The sequence below is a fragment of the Treponema bryantii genome, from assembly GCF_900111035.1.
Classification (GTDB): domain Bacteria; phylum Spirochaetota; class Spirochaetia; order Treponematales; family Treponemataceae; genus Treponema_D; species Treponema_D bryantii_C.
Genome location: NZ_FOFU01000002.1, coordinates 238,011 through 258,191 on the forward strand (window position 1 = coordinate 238,011; position 20,181 = coordinate 258,191).

Genomic DNA, 20,181 nt, shown 5'->3' on the forward strand with positions numbered 1-20,181 from the left:
CTCAACTGAGCCGTTCTGCATTTTACACACGACAGTCGACAGCTATGAAGCCTGAAGTGTGTTATTGTTTGTTGTTTTGAAAGTCAAACTAATTAGTTTGCACCTTCTGCTGCTTTCTTGTCTGCATAAGCCTTCAATGTAGCGGCAAGCTTCTGAGCTGGACCGTTCATTGCAGACATAAGCATAGCGTAAAGCTGCTTCTTTCCAGGAACCTTTGAGTAAGCCTCAATCTTAGCCTGGTCATAGATTTCATTAGCGATGCTAGCACCCTTTACTGCGAGAGCTGGAGCATCTTTTGCAAAGTCGAAAAGAACCTTTGCAACTTCGTTAGAATCTTCTTTAGCCATTGCTACTACAGTAGGGCCTTTGAGATAGTCAGCAACATTTTCTACTTTCATATCTTCAAAAGCGATACGTGCGAAGTTGTTCTTTACAACTTTAAGCACAGCATTCTTCTCACGAAGTTTATCACGAAGAGCAGTAATCTGCTCTACTGTAAGACCGCGATAGTCAGCGAAAATGAAGTCGCTGTAATCAGCAAATGTCTTTTTTGCTTCTTCAATAGCCTGAGCCTTAGCTGGCTGAATTTTCTTTGCTCTTACTGCCATTATTCGCCTTCCTTATAGTCAACCCATACGCCTGGGCCCATAGATGAACTTACAGAAACAGACTTAACAAAACCAGCAGCTGCACCAGCAGGCTTCTTCTTGCTTACTTCAGAAAGAAGAGTATTTACGTTTGCAACAAGCTTATCTGTATCCATAGAACACTTACCAACAGCAATGTGTACGATACCAGTCTTATCAGCACGGAACTCTGTACGACCCTTCTTGAGTTCTGCAACAGCCTGAGCTACGTTAGGAGTTACAGTACCAGTTTTAGGGTTAGGCATCAAACCTTTGCGTCCAAGAACCATACCAAGACGACCTACGTCTTTCATCATATCAGGTGTAGCAACAGCAACGTCGAAGTCCAACCAGCCGTCCTTTACCTTTTCGATATATTCTTCACCTGCGAAAGCAGCACCAGCATCAAGAGCTTCCTTTACCTTGTCTCCCTTACAGAAAACAAGAACTTTCTTTTCACCCTTGAACTGATTTGGGAATACCAATGTATCACGTACAGTAGCATTTTTCTCAAGACGAAGTACTACGTGAGCTTCTACAGTCTCATCGAAGTTAGCAAACTTCATGTCCTGAACCATTTTACAAGCTGAAGCTACATCATATTTCTTTGAAAGATCATACTTTGCAGCAGCTGCGTTATATTTCTTTCCATGTTTCATATTACTGCTCCACCTCTACACCCATACTGCGAGCAGTACCGGCAATGATTTTCTTTGCTGCTTCGATATCGTTAGCATTGATATCTGGCATCTTTGTCTTAGCGATTTCTTCCAGGTCTTTCTTAGAAAGAGTAGCAACCTTGTTACGAAGAGGGTTTCCTGAACCCTTGTCGAGTTTACAAGCTTTCTTAATAAGAACTGCTGCTGGAGGAGTTTTAAGAATGAATGTGTAAGATTTGTCCTGATATACTGTAATTACTACAGGGATTACAAGACCTTTTTCCATTGACTTAGTTCGATCGTTGAATTCCTGAACGAACTTTGGAGCTGAAACTCCGTGAGGTCCAAGAGCTGGTCCAATTGGAGGAGCTGGTGTTGCTGCTCCTGCAGGACACTGCAATTTGATCACGGCAGTTACTTTCTTTGTAGCCATTTTATTTCTCCCAATGTTGGTGTGAAAGCTTCATATAGAAGTCTTTCTAACGAAATGCCTATGTCCAACGGACTTGCATCTCTCCCAAAAACAGGATCAAACGGTTTGTACTTGGGATACAAACCCCTGAATTTGCTAAATATAAATTATAAAGAACTTAGGCTTTTTCAGCCTGAAGGAAGCTTACTTCTACTGGAGTTGGGCGACCAAAAATCTGAACCTCAACACTAAGCTTCTCTTTTTCCATATTGATTTCTTTTACAGTACCTGTGAATGATGCGAAAGGACCGTCGGCAATCTTAACTACATCGCCAACATTGAATGACTGACGTACACGAACCTGCTTATCACCCTTGATAACACCAGACTTCTGAAGAAGATTCATAGCCTCATCTTTTGTGATTGGCATTGGACGATTCTGACGGCTTACATTTCCAACAAAACCAGTTACACCCTGAATCTTGTACAATTTAGCACAAGTATCTTTCCAGCCAATTTCTGGAAGATCCATTTCAAGCATAATGTAACCAGGAAGAAATTTATTAGAACGAGTTCTTTTTTTACCGTCTTTGATTTCTACAACTTCTTCAACAGGAACCCTTACATCAATTACAACTTCAGGGTCAATTCCCGCATTCTTATCTGTTGGATATTTTTCAAGAAGTGATTTTATTGTACGTTCAATCTTTCCTTCATATCCAGTATAGGTATGAAGAATATACCAGCTTTTAGACATCCCTTTACCGTCCTATTTCATTACAATACGGAACAGCTGAGAAAAACCAAGATCAAGTAAACCAAGTATTACAGCTACTACAATTGTAGAGATGATAACAACTTTAATTGAAGAAATGACATCATCTTTAGTAGGCCATACAACCTTCTTCAACTCTGCTCTGCTTTCTTTAAAAAACTGAATTACCTTAGCCATAACACCTTTCCTTTATAAAATCAGGGCAGGTAGGATTTGAACCCACGACAGGCGGTTTTGGAGACCGCTGCTCTACCAGCTGAACTACTGCCCTATATATCTAAACCGACCGAAGCCGGATAAATATCAAAAATTATTTTGCTTTTGTTTCTTTGTGAAGAATGCTCTTCTTGCACCATGGACAATACTTATTCTTCTCAAGTTTGCCTGTGATGTTCTTACGGTTCTTGTAAGTAGTATAATTCTTTCTCTTACATTCTGTGCACTGCAAAGCGATAATTTCAACAGCACCTTTCTTCTTGCTTCCCATATTTAACTCCTAAATATATTCGCTCAAAAAATTTTCAATTTCAAAAGCCCACGTGCAGAATCGGACTGCAGACCTCCACATTACCGATGTGGTGCTCTACCAACTGAGCTACGGGGGCATCATGCAGTATTCCACACTAACTCATAGAAAACATGCGTTCTACGAATATAAACTAAGAAATAATTTTAGTCAATAAAATTCTTCATGAATTTATGAAATTTCACCTGAATTTTTCATAAATTTTATAACTTTTATTTCTATAAACCTATAGAATATATAGATAGAATATTTATATATTCTATGATATTATTTATCATCATTTAAAACAATGGGGTTTTCTATGAATATTGATATGCTGATAGATGGAATTCTGGATTCCTATGACAGATACGGACTCATCAACAGAAACCATACCGAAGATTTTCCAAACAGACAGAATGTAGTTTCGATTCTTTCTGATATTCAGACTGTAATTTTTCCAGGCTTTAAAACTGCAGAAGATATTGATTCAGTAAATATCCGTTACATTACAGGACAGAAAGTAAACAATATAATCGCTAATCTGACACGCGAAATTCAGAAGGCATTGATTTATACAAAGGCCCAGACCTGCACACATGACGAAATCAATAATATTGCAGAATCACATTGTTTTAAGCTGGCTGAAAAAACAGCTATTGCATTAATAGAAGAAATACCAGAAATCCGCCGCAAGATTCAGCTTGATGTAAAAGCAGCCTTTAATGGCGATCCTGCTGCTAAAAGCAACGAAGAAGTTGTTCTTTCTTATCCTGGTCTCGAAGCAATTCTTGTATACCGTATTGCGCATTTCCTTTATGAAAACGGTGTTCCTATTATTCCTCGAATTATGAGTGAACACGTTCATGGCAAGACTGGTATTGATATTCATCCAGGTGCAACAATCGGTGAATCATTCTTTATTGATCATGGAACTGGTGTTGTTATTGGTGAAACCTGTATTATTGGAACAAACGTTAAGATTTATCAGGGGGTAACACTTGGTGCTTTAAGTGTTAAAAAGAATCTTCAGAACAAGAAGAGACACCCTACTATAGAAGATGATGTAACAATTTACGCAAATGCAACAATTCTCGGTGGTGAAACTATTATTAACCGCGGTTCAACCATTGGCGGTAACACCTGGGTTACAGAAAGCGTGGCAGCCGGATCAGTAATTACACAAGGATAGGTAGACCTAAAAATTGCTTTCGCAATTTTTTTAACGGTCTGCTATTGAACAACGCCCGCCAGCGGGCTTACACAGGTTAAAAAAACAAGGTTCCCAGACAGTAACACTAAAAGGGAACCTTGCCGTCCAGCGTTGCTGGACATCGGAGAGAGTTTATCAGCTTATTTACAAGCTGACTTTAATATAATACCATCTTATTCAGATGTCAATAGTTTTGTGAAAATTTCACAAAAATTCCTTAAAAAAATCCGACCGAATGAGGTACTATGGCAAAAAAAAGTGGATCTGTAAGCTACAGATGTTCTAACTGCGGTTATACACAACCAAGATGGCTTGGCCGCTGCCCGGAATGCGGAGAATGGAATTCTCTTGAAGAAATCATAATCGACAAAAACAATGTTACACCCGCAGGACGTGGCAGTGAAGCAGTTGAAAAGCAAAAGCCTGTCGGTCTTGCGTCGGTAAAAGCACAGGAAAACAGCCGTCTTTCTACAGGAATAGACGAATTTGACCGTGTTTTAGGAGGCGGAGCCACAAAACGTTCTGCAATCCTGCTTGGAGGAGAACCTGGAATCGGAAAATCTACTCTGCTTTTACAGACAGCAGCCAGTGTTGCACAGTCTGGAGCAGTAGTTTTGTATATAAGCGGCGAGGAATCAGCTGCACAGATAAAAGAAAGAGCTGACCGACTGGAACTTTCCTGCAATGGAATCAGTATTTTATGTACTTCCCGCCTGGAAGACTCTTTAGATGCCTTAGATTCACTTAATCCAGCCTTTGTTATTATAGATTCTATACAAACAATATACAGCGCAGAAGCCGGAATTATACCTGGTACCGTTAATCAGCTTAAATATTGTGCAAATGAGTTCATTTCCTGGGCAAAAGAACGTGATACAGTGCTTATTATGACAGCTCATGTGACAAAAGAAGGTACAATCGCCGGTCCAAAGTCACTTGAACACATGGTTGATACTGTAATTTCGTTCGAACGCAATGCAGATGACATAAGATTCCTTCATGCACAGAAGAATCGCTTTGGTTCTGTAGATGAAATAGGTATTTTCAGCATGAGTGAAAAAGGATTAACACCTGTTTTAAATCCCGCATCTCTCTTTTTAACCCAGAGAAAAGAAAATCAGCCTGCCGGAGTAGCCTGTACACCAGTTTTTGAAGGCAGCAGAGTCTTTTTAGTAGAGATTCAGGCCCTTACAGTACCTGCAAAAGCCAGTGTTTCACGTATTTACAGTGAAAAAATTGATTCCGGACGAGTTGCAAGGGTTGCTGCCGTCATCGAAAAACGATGCGGACTGTGTTTTTCCGATCAGGATATATATGTAAACGTTGCCGGTGGCATAAAATTAAGCGAAAGTGCCATAGATGCAGCCTTAGCAGCAGCACTTTATTCTGCCAGAACTGATATTCCGGTAAAAAACGGCACCGCAGTATTCGGGGAATTAAGCCTCGCAGGTGAAATCCGCCCGGTAAATAAAGCAAAACAACGTATCAAAGCCGCAGAAAGCCTTGGTTTCAACCAGATTTTATCCCCACAGGACGGCAATAACCAGGGAATTGCGGACATAAAAACACTCATTAAGACTATTTTCCGCTAAAAGCGTGCACTTTTAACCTAAAGTGTGTCATTTTATTTATAGAAACTGCGTAATTATGACACACTTAATTATCATAAAATAAACGTAAACTTGGCTTCCGGTCACGTATTTGGGTACAAAAAACGCGCCATAAGGCGCTACACGTTGTGAGTTGTAGAGAAACTATAAACTGCCGCTATCGCGGCAGCAACTCACAAAGTGTTTTTTGCACCCAAATCCGCTCCCTTGCGCCAGATTCGCTGTTATTTTAAATCAATCCTGTATACTTGGCACGATATTTGCTATATATAAAAGTGTAAGCTAAACACTTACAAACAAATCTAAATACAAAGAGGTATAGATATGAACGAACTTTCATTTATTGATTCACTTTTTAATGACATGATGGGTAACACTCCAAGTGTTATGTATTGTACAAATACTCCACGTGTTGACGTAAAAGAAGAAGATAACGCCTACACTCTGGAAATGGAATTGCCTGGCCGTTCTGAAAAAGACGTAAATATCGAGCTTGACCACGACAATCTTACTATTGCCTCTAAGGTTGAAGAGACAAAAGAAACTAAAGAGGACAAGAAAGATAAAAAGACTAAGTACATTCTTAAGGAAAGACGAAGTTCAAGTTTTGAACGCCGCTTTACACTTCCTACAGATGTTGATGCCGAGTCTATCAAAGCAAACTTTAAGAACGGTATTTTGACTATCAACATGGCTAAAAAAGCAATTGCAGCTCCTAAAAAGATTGCAATTGAAGCCTGCTAAAGAACAAAAGGCATAAACAAAAAGCGCGGTGGATAACACCGCGCTTTTTGTTTTATCATATATCTTTTAAGATTTTTCCGAAATGAATCAAATAATCTATAAATGATGCATAACTTAAGATTACACAGATTCCAAAAAGGACATAAACTCCAATTTTAAGACCACCCCAGAATTCTGGAACTATATCCATACGAAGCATAAGTTCAAGAAGAATTCCGTAGAACTCAGCAATTATATAAACCACTGTCTTAAGCTTTCCGCCTTTTCGCGCTGCAATTGCAGTTCCCTGTTTTGCTGCAACCATTCTTAAAAAGTTCTGAGAGAACTCACGAAGCATGATTAAAACAAAAAACAAAACCGGCATATATGAAATACCGCTTTTTACAGAATGCATGAGACATACAAAAGCAGTCAGATGAAGCACAACATCAGCAAACGGATCAAAAAGTTTACCGAAGTCACTTACTTCATTATGCTTGCGGGCATAGTGTCCATCAAGGTAGTCTGTAAATTCCGCAAAGACAAGACAAGGAATAGCAATCAACAAAGAGAACTTTGTACCGCAGCCTGTCCAAATCGGGATGAAATATAATAAGAAGAAAATAGGTGCAAAAATAATGCGAGTAAAAGTAAACTTGTTAGATAGTTTCATACAAATATTATCTAATTTATAGAAAAGAAAGTCAAGTTAGAAGGACTTACTGCAGTCTATAAGAGTCGCTCGATAATCCTACTGGAAAGTCTTGAAATCATGAATAATGCTTACTGCGGACTTTGCATCGTAGCCTGGCATCTCTTCGCGTATCAGCTGCAAAGCCTGTTCTACAACTGCCGGAGAATCAGATACTCCATGAAGAACAACTGTATTTCCCTGAATTGTAGCATGCATGAACTCAATATTAAGTTTTCTTTCCATTGAAAGCTTATTTACAACAGTCTGAGCCTTCAAAAGATCATCAATAATCTTATTCCCCTCTTCTTCCTGCTTAATAGTAACCTTCTTTTCTACGAGCTCAGCTATAACATCAACAGCAAGTTCAAGGCTCAAAAGACCGGTATTAAGAACTGCATGATAATTTACAGGATCATTGATATCTACGTTATAAAAACTTGAATGAAAACCAGCTCTGTTTGCATCACTTTCCTGAATACGCTGAAGAGCCTGTTTTTCATCCCAGTTAAATTCTTTACGTAGACGATCGATACGGGTTGCTTCATCAGCTATAAGACGCACAGAAATATTATTCGGTACATTCTGAAGCACAGCAAAAGCACCACGTCCTATAATCACCACATTCTTCTTCTCTGCGGCTTCCAGGATTGCATATTGAGCATAATTCAGATATTCATCGCGGTCTTTTGTAAGAGATGCAAAGAATCCGGGTTTACGCTCGTCAAACTTCGGCATTTTGTTCTCAGAAAAGCCAAGTTCAACAATTCTCTTTTCAATTTCTTTTCTTGTGATGAACTTATAGCCGAGTCTTTTTGCAAGCTCGCCGGCTACTTCATCACCCAATGCTGCTACCTGTCTTGAAATTGTAATTACTGCCATAAGTTCACCTCTCGAAATAAAAATTTGATTAAAAACAGGCTGTTGATATTTCAATAATCTGTTTATAACCCTATAATATGATAAAACGAGAATTTGAATCTGTCAAAAAGTAACGGAGATTTTTTATGAAAAATTATTTTCTGCCTGAAGACGAAAAACTTAAATGGAAAGAAGGCCCTTCCGAACCACTTTTAAAAACCGTTGTCTGTACTGTTACAAAACGACATAACGTTTCTTCTGATGGAACAGAAGGTGATTACATCATAATGGATGCTCCTGACTGGGTAATTGTAATTCCAGAACACAATGATAAGTTTCTTATGGTAAAACAGTGGCGTCATGGTGAATCTGCATTAAGCGTTGAATTCCCAGGTGGCGTAATTGATAAAGGAGAAGAACCTGAACAGGCTGCCCGCCGAGAACTGGAAGAAGAAACAGGTTTTAAGGCAGGAATGCTTATTAAACTCGGTTCAGTAAATCCAAATCCGGCTCTTTTTAAGAATCATGTTCATTTCTACCTCGCTCAGGATTTAAAGGCTACAGGAAAACAGAATCTTGATGATGATGAATTTATAAACTGTATGGAATTATCTAAAGAAGAAGTTCTTGAAGGAATGGGTACTGAGCAGTTCCCACATGCCATTATGGGAATGGCGTTGAGCCTTTATATTAAGCATAACGGCGGAAAGATATAGATATAAAAAAAGACCCTCGGATCAAGTCCGAGGGTATCTGAAAATTACTTACCGTAAGTTTCGTATTCCTTCTTAGGATCGTAAGTACCTTTACGGTATTCACCAGTAAGGCTTGGAATCTTCATCTTCATACCTGGATGGATAAGGTTTGGATCCTCAGGCTTTGGCATGTTGTTTTTGTTTGCCTGATAAAGATTTTCCCAAAGCAACGGGTTGTTGTAAACATAAGGACGACCAGAAATATTCCAGTAACAGTCTTTTGTTTCTGCCCAAGGTTTTACAATGTAGAACTCTGGAAGTGGAGTAACTTCTCTGATTCCATCAAGAGCGGCAAGTGAAGCCTTTGCATAAGCATTTGCCTTTTCAAAATCTTCACCTTCGAAAGAAGTTTCTGCCTTTTCAAGATTATCTTTTGCTGAAGTATAAGCCATTGGGAATGTGTTTGGAGCATCAATCTTTTCTGCCCATGCAATCTGATTCTTTGCAAGCTTAATATTGTTTTCTGCTTCACCACGAGCCATCATCATTCTGATATAAGCTTCAGAAAGAGCGGCATTTTCTTCTGCTTTCTTTGAATACTCTACAGCATCATCATACTGTCCTGCATCAAGTGCAATTTCAGCCTTCTTTGTATACTCATCTGCAAGCTTCTGGAATGTATTATTCTTGTAACTAACTGCAAATACAGAAGCTGCAAGTAATGCTATTACTAAAATCGAAATAATCTTTTTCATAATTACTTAGCCTCCGATTCATCAATATCATCCTCAAGTTCTTCAGCAATATCAGCCTCGGCCTTTTCTGGATCTTCATAATCATCAGCTTCAAGAAGAACAGCATCTTCATCTTCGATACCTTCAACTTTTTCTGTGATTGGAGCCTTAACATCTGCTTCTTCAGCAAACTTCTCACTTTCTGCTACACGCTTTTTAGCTTCTTCAATTGCAGCCTGTGCAGCAGCACGCTTAGCAGCTACATCTTCATAAAGATATGTAAACTTTGTTTTTGCATCTTTATATTTGTCAACAGCTTTCTTTGCATTCTGCATTGCATAGAGTGAATCACCAGTCTGAATAAGATCTGCTGCTTCTTTATACTCTGCTTTGCGGGCAACACCAGCTTTAACGCTATCAGCCTTTTTCTTTGCTTCCATTGCAGCATCGCGTTCTTCTTTTGCAAGCTTCTTATAAGCTACGTTGATAACTGTATTAAAATCTTTAAGTGCATTTTCTGCTTCTGCAAAAACTGACTTATCAAAATCATCTGAATCTGCTTCAAAAGCAGCTTCTACCTTATTGAGGCTGCTAACACCTCTATCGTAGTTATTCTGTGCATAAGAAGCAAAACCGCTTTCGTCAATTTCTTTCTTTGCATCAACTGCCTTGCTGTAATTTGCAAGAAGGTTATATCTGTCAATGATTGACTGTGCAGCCTTTTCCGGATTGTCACTGTCTTTAAGACCAGAAAGAAGGTAATCGAGCTTACTCATCTGCTCCGGACAATTTCTATCAGCACCTGCTTCAATAGCAACTTTTCTCGCATCATTGATTTGTTCCATAAGCTGAGCAAGTTTAGCAGCTTTTGTAAGACTCTCATCTACAACATTTTCTGATACATCTTCTATAGCTTCCTTTACCTCGGGAGCTGCTGGCTTCTGTTCTTCAGCAGCAGGTTTTGAACCGCAGGAAATAAAGAACAAAAGAGTGAAAATAGAAAGAAGAATTATACTAACTTTCTTCATATTTTACCTCACAATAGTTATTTTATTATATTTTACTATAATTACGCCAATCTTACAACGATAATTAAAGTATACAGAATTATAACAACTCAATGTAAAAAAAATTACAATTTTTTTTAAGGAGGCAGTCATGGCAGATGATTTCTCTTTTAAGATTGAAAAAAATCTTGGAACTGTTGCCGAAGGAAAAGGCGGCTGGAATCTTGAACTGAACCTTGTATCATGGGGTGGCAGACCTGCTAAATATGATTTACGCAGCTGGTCCCCTGACCACCAGAAAATGGGAAAAGGTTCTACCTTTACAGCAGAAGAGCTGAAGGCATTAAAAGAACTGCTTAGTACTCTTGCGATAGAGTAGACAACTGAGCTCCATTTTTAATAACTATTTCATAAAGCATTTTCTGAAGAAGAACATCTTCCATTTGAGAACCACCGGAACGAATCTCCATATCTGTTGAGGCAAGCACTGCAAGAATTGCCGCAGACTGTCCCATTGTCCACACCTTAGCTGCACTCCTGTACTGTTTCTGAAGCATTGCTTGCGGAATTGCCTGCTCTCCGCGTTTATGCCAGTCCTGAAGTTTTCTAAAGCATGAAGCGAGTCCTGCAATAATCATTACAGAAGAATTTTCTTTTGAAAGTCTGATTTTCTGAAGAATCTGAAGGCCTTTTTCAAGACGAACAGGCGCAGCATCGGCGCTGTTGGCCAGCTCACGGAAAAGGCTGAAAGCGTTTTCTTCACGGCTGTGAGTTAGAACAGAGTCTACATCCGCCTCGGTGATTTCGTGGTCTTTTGGGAAAAGAACGAAGAATCTTGAGCACTCGGCAGCGAGAGACTGCGTATTATTTTCTATTAACTCTAAAATCAGTTTGGCCGCGCCCTGCTGTATACGGTATCCGTTTTTGCTGAAATAACTTGTTACCCAAGGCAGCTTATCGCTCTCAAACATTTCCCAGAACTTTTTGCGGTTTGCAGTTGGAATAAGTTTTTCGAGTTTTGAATCTACACTGATTTCATCTGATACAAGAATCAGAATTGCAGATGGCTCTGGATTTTTCAGCCAGTCCGAAATCATCTGAATCTCATCTTTCTTCTTTATAAGTTCTGCATTCTTACAGACAACACAAACACCATCAGAAAACAAAGTGCCGCTCTGAAGAATTGTCATAACTTCACTGAAAGGAGTTTCGAGAAGATAGAATGAATGCTCGTCTATTACACCGAACTGTTTTTTATGAGCGGCTTTTACAGCGTCAACTGCTTCGTTGCGCTTACCGAACTCCGGACCAGTGTAAAGATAAATAGGACCTGCTGCTGCCATATAATTCTGCTGCCTGATATTTTAGTAAGTTCTTACGATATTTGACAGAATTCCAACAATACGAACGTCTGTACAATAAATAGCCTGGAAATCTGGATTTTCCGGCTGAAGACGAATTCTTGCAGACTCTTTATAATAACGTTTAAGGGTAATAGCATCATCTATTACAGCCACAATAATCTGTCCGTCAACAGCAGTTGAAGCCTGCTCTACTACAGCAAGATCACCATCAAGAATTCCGGCATTTATCATACTCTGGCCGCGAACTCTAAGAGCAAAATAACTTTTACCCGGGCGAACAAAAGGTTCTGTAAGATTTACATATCCATCAAGATTTTCTTCACTTAAAAGAGGTTTACCTGCAGCAACGTTTCCCAAAAGAGGAACTTTGCTGATAAAAGTCTGAGGTTCTTTTTCACGACAATCAGAAAGCACACGAATTGAGCGGGCTTTTTTCTGACTCTGAGAAAGGAAGCCTTTTTTCTGGAGGGCAAGAATATGATCCTGAACTGCACGAAGAGAAATACCAAAATGTTCACTTATATCGCGTACAGTTGGTGGAAATGAGTTTTCTTCAGTGTAAGAGGAAATATAGTTTAAAACTTCCTTCTGACGATCTGTAATTCCTCTCATTATTAGTCCTCCTCAAAACGACTGTTAAACAACTCCTCAATAACCGAGGCTGCTTCAGATTCATCGGGACCAACAACCTGCATTGTAAGCTGAGTATTATAACCAGCCCCCATAGCTATTACACCCATAATTGATTTTGCATTTACAGTTGCTCCATCTCGGGTGAGGGTAATTTCGCTTTCAAACTTGTTTGAAGTCTGTGCAATAATTGCCGCAGGTCTTGCGTGAATTCCTGCTCTGTTCTGAACTGTTAAAATCTTCTCGATCATTTGAATTTCCTTGGCAGCCTCTCTGCCGCATTTATTTTAGTAAGAATCGTCATTACCGTTGTAAACAGTCTGCGCTTCTCCTGTCTCAATCCACTTAAGAACGTTCTGATTGAAGTCCTTTGCAGAGTTATATCCCATATTCTTAAGACGCTCGTTCATAGCGGCAGCCTCAATAATAATAGGAAGGTTTCGACCCGGACGAACCGGAATCTCAAGTACAGGAACCTTAACTCCAAGCAGTTCCTTATATTTCTGTTCTGTACCAAGACGGTCATAAGCCTTGGCAGAGTTCCAGTCTTCAAGCTGAACAATAAGCTGAACTTCCTTCTGGTCGCGGATGGCACCAACTCCATAAAGCTGGGAAATATTGATGATACCCAGACCTCGGATTTCCATATGGTGGCTGATAACTGTATTTGCACCGCGTCCCAGAATAATATTTCCGTTTACACAGCGGATTTCAATAATATCATCAGCAACAAGACGGTGTCCGCGTTCTACAAGCTCAAGGGCTGTTTCACTTTTACCAACACCGGAATGTCCAGAAAGCAGAATACCGATACCGTAAACTTCTACAAGAACTCCATGCAAAGTCTGTCGCGGCGCAAACTGATTTGCAAATACACGAATTATACGATTTGAAAACTCTGTAGATGTAAGACTTGTCTGAAGCAGTGGACAATAACTTTCTTCTGCAATACGACGAAAATCTTCTGTTGGCTCCAGATTGTACGTAAAGATACAGCACGGCATCTGAGAGCGGAAAAAGTTTCTTATTGAATCTGTATTTTTTTCTTTATGAAGTTTCTGTAGATAGGCTGTTTCACCGCGTCCGAAAACCTGAACACGATTACTGGCAAAAGATTCATAAAAGCCCGAAAGAGCAAGACCAGGGCGGTTAAGTTCAGGAACTGTAATAGCACGTGGTAAACCACGGCGCCCTGCGATACACTTAAGATCAAGAGCATCATGTCCCGAAAGTTCGAGGTCAAGCAAATCCAGAACTGTGAATTTCTTATCTGCCATATATTTTTACTATACACACTTTAAGATATTTTAGCAATACCAAAAAGAAATTTAAAAATCTGAATTTGTTTTTTCAGAAAACCCGTGTTACTATAAAGGTGATGAGAATTCATCTGCCTGCGTATGCGGGATCTAAAAATACTTACAGCTGGAGTAAAGAAATTTACTTCCTCGAGGAGACTACTATGACACCATCAATTAATGCAGTAGGTTTTACACTTGAACAGAAGCAGTCTGACATGATTGAATCAAAACTTAAGAGAATTGCTTACGGTGATGATTTGATTGTTGATTTACTTATGAAAATCAAGCATGACAAGACCTATGTTTTCGATACTACAGTAAACTTTAAATGGGGCACTTCAGCTCATGTTTCTGGAGAAGATTTTGACTTTGGTGCAGCATTGAACAAGATGATGGATGTACTCGATAACAAAATCAAGAAGGAAAAAGATAAGGTTCAGCAGAAATAAACTGCGGTTTGCGGTGGTTTCAACAAACTAAACCACCGTATTTACCGTTTATACGAATTTTTTAGTCCAAGTTGGGCGCGATATTTTGCCACGGTACGACGGGCAATTTTCGCGCCCTTCTGATTTAACAGCTCTGTAAGTTTCTGGTCTGAAAGATTTTCATTTTCAGGTTTAGCAAGTATCGCCTGCATTTTTTGTTTGATTCTTTCAGATGAGATTTTTTTGCTGCCGTCGCGGTTATTTACTCCAGAAGTAAAAAAATAACTTGCGGGAAAGAGGCCCCATTCTGTCTGAATATATTTACTGCCGTTTTTGGCTGACATTCGGGACACGGTGGATTCATGAATCTCAAGTTCTTTTGCTATCTGCCGCCTTGTAAGCACGCTGAGATGTCCCGGCCCCTTCAGGAAAAAGTTTTTCTGCGCTTGGACTATTGCACAGCCCTGCATGACAATTGTAGATTCGCGGAACTGTAAAGAAGAAATCAAAGCCTGTGCTTTTGCAACATTCACCTTATCCATCTTAAAATCTGGAGAAATTCTGATTTCCGGCAAAGCACCCGAAGCATATTTTATCTGAAAATGAAAATCTGAATTGAGGGAAACAAGGCCTCTCGAAAAATCATCATCAGAGGCACCCGGTTCTTTTGTAACTGTAAGGACTACGTCTGGACGGCCCGTATCCACTGTGGCAACTGAATTATATCCCTGGGCTGGATGTGGATTCAGGGAAAGGATAAATTTCAGCGCGGACGCGGCGGCATCTTCATCCAACGGGAGATTGTCGAGCGCGGACTGTCCCGCGAAGGCTTTTTTATGCCAGGCTTCCTTAAAATCAATTAACTTGCGGCTGATTTTTGAAGCATTGGGCGGATTAAGAAAATCAAGATGCCCATCAAGAATAAAAAGAGCAAGTTGATTCGGATTTTCGGAAAGTCTTGCCTGAACTAAAAGACTTTCTTCTGGAGTACGGCAGCAGGTACCAATCGGGTCCAGTGCCTGAACTATATTAAGACATTTTTCAAGCACAGCTTTTCTATTATTAACAATTGTTGCAGGTATTAAAGTTTCAGGAGAAAGCATTGAACCATAAAAGCCGTTCTTATCCAGATTATAAATAAGCTTTGTACACAATTCCAATTCATCATCAGAAATTTTCATTGCATTTAACTGATGAAGAAGATGAGACTGTAAGGTTTCTCCATAGTCTTCCTGATTTTCAAGTATCTGCTGATATTTATCTGAAGTTTCAGAATTGCCATATCTCGAAGAATATTCTGCTGCCGGGAGATTAGAAAAAACAGGTTCCCTTACAATTTCAAGAGCAGGATTCTCACTTACCGCTTTATATATTTCATCTCGAAGTGTTTCATTTCCCATTGCAAGATAGTTCAGAGCTGTAATCTGAACCTGGGAGAGACGTTGAATTTGCTTTTGTTCCTGGCGGAGTGTAAGAGATTGAGTAACACTCATAATCAAAATCTTCATTATTATAGCATAAAATTGATTCAAACTGTATACTTGCATTTATGAAAAAGATAGAAGACTTTGGACTTTCCATTCCGGAAATCCTTTTACCAAAAAACATTGATGTTTCGAGCTGGTCTGTAATTGCCTGCGATCAGTATACTCAGGATTTAGACTACTGGAAGAAGGCAGAAGCTTGTGCCGCAGGTAAGCCTTCCACACTCAACCTGATTTTACCTGAAGTTTATCTGAACTCTCCTGATAAACCAGAGAGAATTGAAAAAATCAGAAAAACAATGAAAGAATACATTGACGGTGGAATATTTGATACAGCTAAAAACTGTTTAATATATATTGAAAGAAAAACTGCTTTTGGCCGCATCAGAAAAGGTCTTGTTGCTCAAATTGACCTTGAAACCTATGAGTGGAAGCCATTCAGCAAAGCAAATATCCGCGCCACAGAAGCAACAATCGTTGAACGAATTCCTCCTCGTATGGAGATTCGCCGCGGAGCACCTCTTGAATTACCACACATTATGCTTCTGGTTGATGATAAGGATGATTTACTGGTTGGCGGAACTGGAAATAAAGTAAAATCAAAGGCTCCTTTGTATGACGGTTCACTTATGTGCAACGGCGGATCTATTACAGGCTGGGCTGTAGAAAGTGAAAATGAAATTGCAGATGTAACAGAAGCTGTTTCTAAAATCGCAGATAAAAACCGTGCTGCAGATGGTTCTACCTTCCTTTTTGCTGTTGGAGATGGAAATCACTCTCTGGCTACTGCAAAAGCTGTCTGGGATGAATATAAAGAAAAACTTACAGCTCAGGGTGCTGATGAAGCTGCTTTGAAAGCATGTTCAGTACGCTACGCTCTGGTTGAAATTGTAAATATTTATGACACAGGTCTTACATTTGAACCAATTCATAGAGTTATTTTTGGAGCTGATGTTGAAGGTTTGATTTCTCATCTCGCAGAAAAACTTGGTGGAACTGTAAGTGAAGTTTCAGGAGCAGCTGAACTTGATGCTGCTGTAAAAGCTTCTTGGGCAGACTTTGGTTTTGCATATAGAGAAGGCGGAAACGGAAAGCAGAAATACGTTCTTCTTAAGACCGGAATTAAAGAACTTGCTGTTGCCCGACTTCAACCAGAAATTGATGCATTCCTTAAAGGAGCCTCAGGTTCTGAAAAACCAGAAATTGACTACATCCACGGAAGTGATGAAACCCTTAAACTTGGTGAACGCGAAAACGCAGTAGGAATTCTTCTTCCTCCAATTGCAAAAGATTCCTTCTTTGAAACAATCAACGGTCGTGGCCCACTCCCAAGAAAAAGTTTCAGTATGGGTGAAGCAGACGAAAAACGCTTCTATCTTGAATGCCGAAAATTATTCTAGTTAAATAAAAAAGGATTGTCTGAAAAGGTGGCTTGAATGTTCGACGAACTAATCAAGCCACCTTTTTTATTTAACAGACAATCCCCAAAATAGGAGTATTTTTTCTATATATGTAGATTTATTCTGCAGCTGTTACAGTAAAATCTGAGATTGTGAAAGTACAGCTTCCAAGAGATGTTTCACCTTCAGCATGCTGTCCAAGCTGGATTGCAAGTTTTCCGCTTACATTCTCAAGAGTAATAGCCTTAGCTGTATCAGCTTCAAGTGTATAAACTACATCATTAACAGTAATCGCACCTGCAACTGATGAAGTAACCTTGAATGAAAGATTAGATGTCTTAGAAAGTCCATACCAAATCTGTGTTCCAAACCAGCAAGCTCCTGTAACAGTCTGTGTCAAAGATACACTTGTTTCTGTTGCAGTCATATCTGACAATACAACATTTGAGCCACACCAGTTCTGATCTGCCCAGATACTGAAGTAATCTGCAGGAGGATTTGCACCTTCAGTAGTTGTTGTTGGATTCCAATATTTTGCATAATCTTTTGAAACTGATACTATGATTGAAATAGCTTCAGAAACAATATCACCTGATTTTGCAACAACTGTAATTGTTTCAGCAGCATTACCACCTGTCAAAACATTTCCAGAAATAGTAGAAACAGGATTTTCAGAAGTGATTTCAAAAACGGCATCCTCAATCTCAAATCCATACTGATCAAAAGCTGACAATTTTACAGTTTCACCTGCAGAAATTGTTGTTGTAGAAGTTTTGATTTCTACTTTATTTACAGTATAATCTGTTAATTTTTCAACTTTTACTTCAGAAATCTTAAGGATTGTATCTGCAGCATTTCCACGAAGCGCAAGAACAATACTTGAAGTTTCATCATAGTTGTCTGCTACAATTCCATAAATATCAAATACTGTTGCTTCATTTGCGGGAAGATTTTTCTGTGTATCAATTCCAGAATAAAGCACACCATTAAACTGATTCTTAACAAACATAGTTGTAATTTCTTTATCAGCTTCAAGTGTAATTGATGTATGAATTTTATCACCTGCAGCAACTCCAGCAGCCTTGTTTGGGTTAGCAATAAAAATCTGATTACCCCATTCTGAATCATTTGCATTTGCCACACTTACTGTATATACACCATCTTTATAAGTTACAGCATTGTTTGCATCTGAGAAAGTGATAGTAAATTCGCCATTCTCAACAGGTTTTGGATCTGGATCAGGTGTTGGGTCTGGATTAGGATCCGGATTAGGATCTGGATTTGGATCAGGGTCAGGATCTGGTGTTGGGTCTGGATCAGGATTTACGATCTCAGGATCTGTTGGATTCTCTGCCGGTGCACAGCTTGTGAAGAGAAGAGATGCAGCCATTACTGCAGCTCCAAAAATTTTAAGTTTTTTCATTTCTTGCTCCTTATATTTTTTTTATTTTATTGGACATATTTGAGAGATAAACTCTCGTTCTCCGAATCAAAATATGTAACATCTTTGAATGCAAGCCATTCTTCAGAAGATACGCCATCACTTCCAAAAGCAAAGATAGCCCATGCATTACTTACGCCTTTCTGTGTAAGAGTTATTGTCTGCCAGCTTGTAGTAACATTGATGTTTTGTTTTACTAAAGAATCATTTTTGTTCTGATTTGAATAACCAGCCCAAATTGTCATATTATTACTTGCCTTTACCTTAAAAGTAACCTTTGAAACTTTTGACATGTCATAATAAATACAGTCTTTTGGTGAAGCTGCATTATCCTGTACAATTGCACCACCAAACCATGCTCCTGGAATTACAACACATTTCATTCCATTTTCAGAATCATACGATGCGTCAAAGCCCTGCCATACCTGTAAATCAATTGGATTATGAGTACGGTCTGAAAATAAGGCGCCCCAGGAATCTCCAATAGTATCTGAAGTTCCAGAATTACCTGGATTACCGTTATTTACACCAGGGATTGTAGGATTGTTTGCATTTCGCCCTTTAAGTTCTGCTTCTGTCAGAAGATCACAACCTGTAAATGAAAGTAACATTGAAATCATACCAACTGCTATCATGATCTTTTCAATTTTTTTCATAAAAGCCTCCTGTACTTTTTTCTTTCTTAATTGTTATTCTGAAATTTACAAAATGAAAGTCCTGTAAATTTCAGAATGGTGTTTTATTTTCTGTTATTGATATACACGAACGTAATCAACAAGGAATTCTGCTTCACCGTTAAGATTGTTTACGTACGCATCACCGCCAAGAGTTCCACCAATTGCCAGATTCAAAATAATGTAAAATTTCTGATTATACGGCCAATTGGCTTCTGTACCATCATTGTTATAACTTCCCACAGCAACATCATCGTAATAGGCAGTTATTCTATCTTCAGTCCATTTAATTCCAAATGTATGCCATTCAGATGAAAGATTATTATCATAGATTTTTGTTCCAATACTCTGACCACTTCCACCTGAATGTCCTTCAGCATGAAGCGTACTGAATATTTTATGATTACCAATTGCAGGAGCATTTTCCATAATGTCTATCTCACCACACTTTGGCCAATCACTACGATTTTCCGGCATCATCCAGAAAGCTGGCCATGCACCAGGACGATCGGTTACCTTAAGACGTGCCTCAATATAACCATACTTCCAGGTCTGTTTAGAATTGATACGGGCACTTCTCCATTCTGATCCGTTATGATAGGCTTTGATTTTTAGAACTCCATCGCCTACGATTGCTGTTTCGGCCTTGGTTGAGTTATCAACATAATTCTGCTGTTCTGCATTTCCCCAACCATTGTTACCATGACCAGTCTGATACTTCCATTTTGATGTATCCGGAACTCCGGTATAATCAAATTCATCCTGCCACACACAAGTCAGACCGTCTTTTTTCAGAACATCCTTGCCGTTTTCATCTTTTCCAACTTCAGTCTTAACTTTTTCGTCTGCTTCTTTCGGTGGAAGGAAAATGCAAGATGTACTCATAATTGCTGCTACTCCTGAAAGCAGCAGCAGTCTAATAACAAAAGAATGCTGCTTTTTCATATT

At 39.2% G+C, this 20,181-nt stretch carries 25 protein-coding genes and 2 tRNA genes; 7 read left to right on the forward strand and 20 right to left on the reverse strand.

Going from position 1 to position 20,181, the window contains the following annotated elements:
• Positions 1–92: 92 nt before the first annotated feature.
• From rplJ to BMY21_RS04375, 8 genes are all read right to left on the reverse strand, one after another.
• Positions 93–608 (reverse strand): 50S ribosomal protein L10, encoded by a 516-nt coding sequence (rplJ, locus tag BMY21_RS04340; RefSeq protein ID WP_074641262.1) that lies wholly within the window; start codon positions 606–608, stop codon positions 93–95.
• On the reverse strand, positions 608–1,285 hold the full coding sequence (rplA, locus tag BMY21_RS04345) for a 50S ribosomal protein L1 (protein WP_074641264.1): 678 nt from the start codon (positions 1,283–1,285) through the stop codon (positions 608–610). Before rplA ends, rplJ begins: the two co-directional genes overlap by 1 nt.
• 1 nt (position 1,286) lies before the next feature.
• Entirely contained in the window at positions 1,287–1,718 is a 432-nt protein-coding gene (gene rplK / locus BMY21_RS04350; RefSeq protein WP_074641266.1) for a 50S ribosomal protein L11, read from the reverse strand.
• 157 nt (positions 1,719–1,875) lie between these two features.
• On the reverse strand, positions 1,876–2,454 hold the full coding sequence (nusG, locus tag BMY21_RS04355; RefSeq protein ID WP_074641267.1) for a transcription termination/antitermination protein NusG: 579 nt from the start codon (positions 2,452–2,454) through the stop codon (positions 1,876–1,878).
• 12 nt (positions 2,455–2,466) lie between these two features.
• Positions 2,467–2,649 carry a preprotein translocase subunit SecE gene (secE, locus tag BMY21_RS04360; RefSeq protein ID WP_074641269.1) on the reverse strand — a complete coding sequence of 61 codons (183 nt, stop codon included), beginning with the start codon at positions 2,647–2,649 and terminating at the stop codon, positions 2,467–2,469.
• Positions 2,650–2,670: 21 nt separating this feature from the next.
• Positions 2,671–2,743: transfer RNA gene (locus BMY21_RS04365), tRNA-Trp, on the reverse strand.
• A gap of 39 nt (positions 2,744–2,782) precedes the next feature.
• Positions 2,783–2,959, reverse strand: a complete 177-nt coding sequence (gene rpmG, locus BMY21_RS04370; RefSeq protein WP_074641270.1) for a 50S ribosomal protein L33 — start codon at positions 2,957–2,959, stop codon at positions 2,783–2,785.
• Positions 2,960–3,004: 45 nt separating this feature from the next.
• A tRNA-Thr gene (locus BMY21_RS04375) sits at positions 3,005–3,077 on the reverse strand.
• Positions 3,078–3,299: 222 nt separating this feature from the next.
• Here BMY21_RS04375 and epsC point away from each other — a divergent pair.
• The 3 genes from epsC to BMY21_RS04390 all read left to right on the forward strand — a co-directional run bounded on the left by epsC (position 3,300) and on the right by BMY21_RS04390 (position 6,544).
• Positions 3,300–4,169, forward strand: coding sequence for a serine O-acetyltransferase EpsC (epsC, locus tag BMY21_RS04380; RefSeq protein ID WP_074641272.1), 870 nt, complete (start codon positions 3,300–3,302; stop codon positions 4,167–4,169).
• A gap of 266 nt (positions 4,170–4,435) precedes the next feature.
• Entirely contained in the window at positions 4,436–5,782 is a 1,347-nt protein-coding gene (gene radA / locus BMY21_RS04385) for a DNA repair protein RadA (RefSeq protein ID WP_074641274.1), read from the forward strand.
• 342 nt (positions 5,783–6,124) lie between these two features.
• A complete protein-coding gene (locus BMY21_RS04390) occupies positions 6,125–6,544 on the forward strand; it encodes an Hsp20/alpha crystallin family protein (protein ID WP_074641276.1) in 420 nt (139 codons plus the stop codon).
• A 55-nt stretch (positions 6,545–6,599) separates the two neighbouring features.
• Here the strand turns inward: BMY21_RS04390 and pgsA are convergent, their stop codons facing one another.
• Together pgsA and BMY21_RS04400 are read right to left on the reverse strand one after the other, a co-directional pair.
• Positions 6,600–7,196, reverse strand: coding sequence for a CDP-diacylglycerol--glycerol-3-phosphate 3-phosphatidyltransferase (gene pgsA / locus BMY21_RS04395; RefSeq protein WP_074641277.1), 597 nt, complete (start codon positions 7,194–7,196; stop codon positions 6,600–6,602).
• A 78-nt stretch (positions 7,197–7,274) separates the two neighbouring features.
• Complete coding sequence (locus BMY21_RS04400; RefSeq protein WP_074641281.1) at positions 7,275–8,096, reverse strand: cytidylate kinase-like family protein; 822 nt, start codon at positions 8,094–8,096, stop codon at positions 7,275–7,277.
• A 125-nt stretch (positions 8,097–8,221) separates the two neighbouring features.
• Between BMY21_RS04400 and BMY21_RS04405 the strand changes: the two genes are divergently transcribed.
• Positions 8,222–8,791, forward strand: coding sequence for an NUDIX hydrolase (locus tag BMY21_RS04405; protein ID WP_083379678.1), 570 nt, complete (start codon positions 8,222–8,224; stop codon positions 8,789–8,791).
• Positions 8,792–8,835: 44 nt separating this feature from the next.
• Here BMY21_RS04405 and BMY21_RS04410 read toward each other — a convergent pair whose 3' ends face one another.
• A complete protein-coding gene (locus tag BMY21_RS04410; RefSeq protein ID WP_074641283.1) occupies positions 8,836–9,525 on the reverse strand; it encodes a LysM peptidoglycan-binding domain-containing protein in 690 nt (229 codons plus the stop codon).
• 2 nt (positions 9,526–9,527) lie between these two features.
• A complete protein-coding gene (locus BMY21_RS04415) occupies positions 9,528–10,532 on the reverse strand; it encodes a hypothetical protein (RefSeq protein WP_074641285.1) in 1,005 nt (334 codons plus the stop codon).
• Between the two features lie 130 nt (positions 10,533–10,662).
• Between BMY21_RS04415 and BMY21_RS04420 the strand changes: the two genes are divergently transcribed.
• Entirely contained in the window at positions 10,663–10,890 is a 228-nt protein-coding gene (locus BMY21_RS04420) for a YdbC family protein (protein ID WP_074641287.1), read from the forward strand.
• On the opposite strand, the gene holA is transcribed toward BMY21_RS04420, so the two are convergent.
• The 4 genes from holA to hprK are packed head-to-tail and all read right to left on the reverse strand — an operon-like array spanning position 10,868 to position 13,782.
• A complete protein-coding gene (gene holA / locus BMY21_RS04425; protein ID WP_074641289.1) occupies positions 10,868–11,854 on the reverse strand; it encodes a DNA polymerase III subunit delta in 987 nt (328 codons plus the stop codon). The two genes, BMY21_RS04420 and holA, sit on opposite strands and share 23 nt — an antisense overlap.
• Before the next feature lie 21 nt (positions 11,855–11,875).
• On the reverse strand, positions 11,876–12,487 hold the full coding sequence (gene lexA, locus BMY21_RS04430) for a transcriptional repressor LexA (RefSeq protein WP_074641291.1): 612 nt from the start codon (positions 12,485–12,487) through the stop codon (positions 11,876–11,878).
• Positions 12,488–12,489: 2 nt separating this feature from the next.
• Positions 12,490–12,756 (reverse strand): HPr family phosphocarrier protein, encoded by a 267-nt coding sequence (locus BMY21_RS04435; protein ID WP_074641293.1) that lies wholly within the window; start codon positions 12,754–12,756, stop codon positions 12,490–12,492.
• A gap of 36 nt (positions 12,757–12,792) precedes the next feature.
• Positions 12,793–13,782, reverse strand: coding sequence for an HPr(Ser) kinase/phosphatase (hprK, locus tag BMY21_RS04440; RefSeq protein ID WP_074641295.1), 990 nt, complete (start codon positions 13,780–13,782; stop codon positions 12,793–12,795).
• 185 nt (positions 13,783–13,967) lie between these two features.
• Here hprK and BMY21_RS04445 point away from each other — a divergent pair, with 185 nt between their 5' ends.
• A complete protein-coding gene (locus BMY21_RS04445; RefSeq protein WP_074641296.1) occupies positions 13,968–14,255 on the forward strand; it encodes an HPF/RaiA family ribosome-associated protein in 288 nt (95 codons plus the stop codon).
• A 41-nt stretch (positions 14,256–14,296) separates the two neighbouring features.
• Here the strand turns inward: BMY21_RS04445 and BMY21_RS04450 are convergent, their stop codons facing one another.
• Positions 14,297–15,742 carry an RNA polymerase factor sigma-54 gene (locus BMY21_RS04450; RefSeq protein ID WP_177177712.1) on the reverse strand — a complete coding sequence of 482 codons (1,446 nt, stop codon included), beginning with the start codon at positions 15,740–15,742 and terminating at the stop codon, positions 14,297–14,299.
• Between the two features lie 41 nt (positions 15,743–15,783).
• Here BMY21_RS04450 and BMY21_RS04455 point away from each other — a divergent pair, with 41 nt between their 5' ends.
• Positions 15,784–17,118: a DUF1015 domain-containing protein gene (locus tag BMY21_RS04455; RefSeq protein ID WP_074641299.1), complete on the forward strand. Its 1,335-nt coding sequence runs from the start codon at positions 15,784–15,786 to the stop codon at positions 17,116–17,118.
• Between the two features lie 118 nt (positions 17,119–17,236).
• Here the strand turns inward: BMY21_RS04455 and BMY21_RS15790 are convergent, their stop codons facing one another.
• From BMY21_RS15790 to BMY21_RS04475, 3 genes are all read right to left on the reverse strand, one after another.
• On the reverse strand, positions 17,237–18,541 hold the full coding sequence (locus BMY21_RS15790) for a hypothetical protein (RefSeq protein ID WP_177177713.1): 1,305 nt from the start codon (positions 18,539–18,541) through the stop codon (positions 17,237–17,239).
• 26 nt (positions 18,542–18,567) lie between these two features.
• A complete protein-coding gene (locus BMY21_RS04470; protein WP_074641304.1) occupies positions 18,568–19,215 on the reverse strand; it encodes a hypothetical protein in 648 nt (215 codons plus the stop codon).
• A 93-nt stretch (positions 19,216–19,308) separates the two neighbouring features.
• A complete protein-coding gene (locus BMY21_RS04475) occupies positions 19,309–20,178 on the reverse strand; it encodes a glycoside hydrolase family 16 protein (protein WP_074641306.1) in 870 nt (289 codons plus the stop codon).
• Positions 20,179–20,181 lie beyond the last annotated feature (3 nt).

Coding starts and splice junctions, on each gene's coding strand:
- rplJ (WP_074641262.1), bottom strand. CDS start 608: ATGGCAGTAAGAGCAAAGAAAATTCAGCCAGCTAAGGCTCAGGCTATT.
- rplA (WP_074641264.1), bottom strand. CDS start 1,285: ATGAAACATGGAAAGAAATATAACGCAGCTGCTGCAAAGTATGATCTT.
- rplK (WP_074641266.1), bottom strand. CDS start 1,718: ATGGCTACAAAGAAAGTAACTGCCGTGATCAAATTGCAGTGTCCTGCA.
- nusG (WP_074641267.1), bottom strand. CDS start 2,454: ATGTCTAAAAGCTGGTATATTCTTCATACCTATACTGGATATGAAGGA.
- secE (WP_074641269.1), bottom strand. CDS start 2,649: ATGGCTAAGGTAATTCAGTTTTTTAAAGAAAGCAGAGCAGAGTTGAAG.
- rpmG (WP_074641270.1), bottom strand. CDS start 2,959: ATGGGAAGCAAGAAGAAAGGTGCTGTTGAAATTATCGCTTTGCAGTGC.
- epsC (WP_074641272.1), top strand. CDS start 3,300: ATGAATATTGATATGCTGATAGATGGAATTCTGGATTCCTATGACAGA.
- radA (WP_074641274.1), top strand. CDS start 4,436: ATGGCAAAAAAAAGTGGATCTGTAAGCTACAGATGTTCTAACTGCGGT.
- BMY21_RS04390 (WP_074641276.1), top strand. CDS start 6,125: ATGAACGAACTTTCATTTATTGATTCACTTTTTAATGACATGATGGGT.
- pgsA (WP_074641277.1), bottom strand. CDS start 7,196: ATGAAACTATCTAACAAGTTTACTTTTACTCGCATTATTTTTGCACCT.
- BMY21_RS04400 (WP_074641281.1), bottom strand. CDS start 8,096: ATGGCAGTAATTACAATTTCAAGACAGGTAGCAGCATTGGGTGATGAA.
- BMY21_RS04405 (WP_083379678.1), top strand. CDS start 8,222: ATGAAAAATTATTTTCTGCCTGAAGACGAAAAACTTAAATGGAAAGAA.
- BMY21_RS04410 (WP_074641283.1), bottom strand. CDS start 9,525: ATGAAAAAGATTATTTCGATTTTAGTAATAGCATTACTTGCAGCTTCT.
- BMY21_RS04415 (WP_074641285.1), bottom strand. CDS start 10,532: ATGAAGAAAGTTAGTATAATTCTTCTTTCTATTTTCACTCTTTTGTTC.
- BMY21_RS04420 (WP_074641287.1), top strand. CDS start 10,663: ATGGCAGATGATTTCTCTTTTAAGATTGAAAAAAATCTTGGAACTGTT.
- holA (WP_074641289.1), bottom strand. CDS start 11,854: ATGGCAGCAGCAGGTCCTATTTATCTTTACACTGGTCCGGAGTTCGGT.
- lexA (WP_074641291.1), bottom strand. CDS start 12,487: ATGAGAGGAATTACAGATCGTCAGAAGGAAGTTTTAAACTATATTTCC.
- BMY21_RS04435 (WP_074641293.1), bottom strand. CDS start 12,756: ATGATCGAGAAGATTTTAACAGTTCAGAACAGAGCAGGAATTCACGCA.
- hprK (WP_074641295.1), bottom strand. CDS start 13,782: ATGGCAGATAAGAAATTCACAGTTCTGGATTTGCTTGACCTCGAACTT.
- BMY21_RS04445 (WP_074641296.1), top strand. CDS start 13,968: ATGACACCATCAATTAATGCAGTAGGTTTTACACTTGAACAGAAGCAG.
- BMY21_RS04450 (WP_177177712.1), bottom strand. CDS start 15,742: ATGAAGATTTTGATTATGAGTGTTACTCAATCTCTTACACTCCGCCAG.
- BMY21_RS04455 (WP_074641299.1), top strand. CDS start 15,784: ATGAAAAAGATAGAAGACTTTGGACTTTCCATTCCGGAAATCCTTTTA.
- BMY21_RS15790 (WP_177177713.1), bottom strand. CDS start 18,541: ATGAAAAAACTTAAAATTTTTGGAGCTGCAGTAATGGCTGCATCTCTT.
- BMY21_RS04470 (WP_074641304.1), bottom strand. CDS start 19,215: ATGAAAAAAATTGAAAAGATCATGATAGCAGTTGGTATGATTTCAATG.
- BMY21_RS04475 (WP_074641306.1), bottom strand. CDS start 20,178: ATGAAAAAGCAGCATTCTTTTGTTATTAGACTGCTGCTGCTTTCAGGA.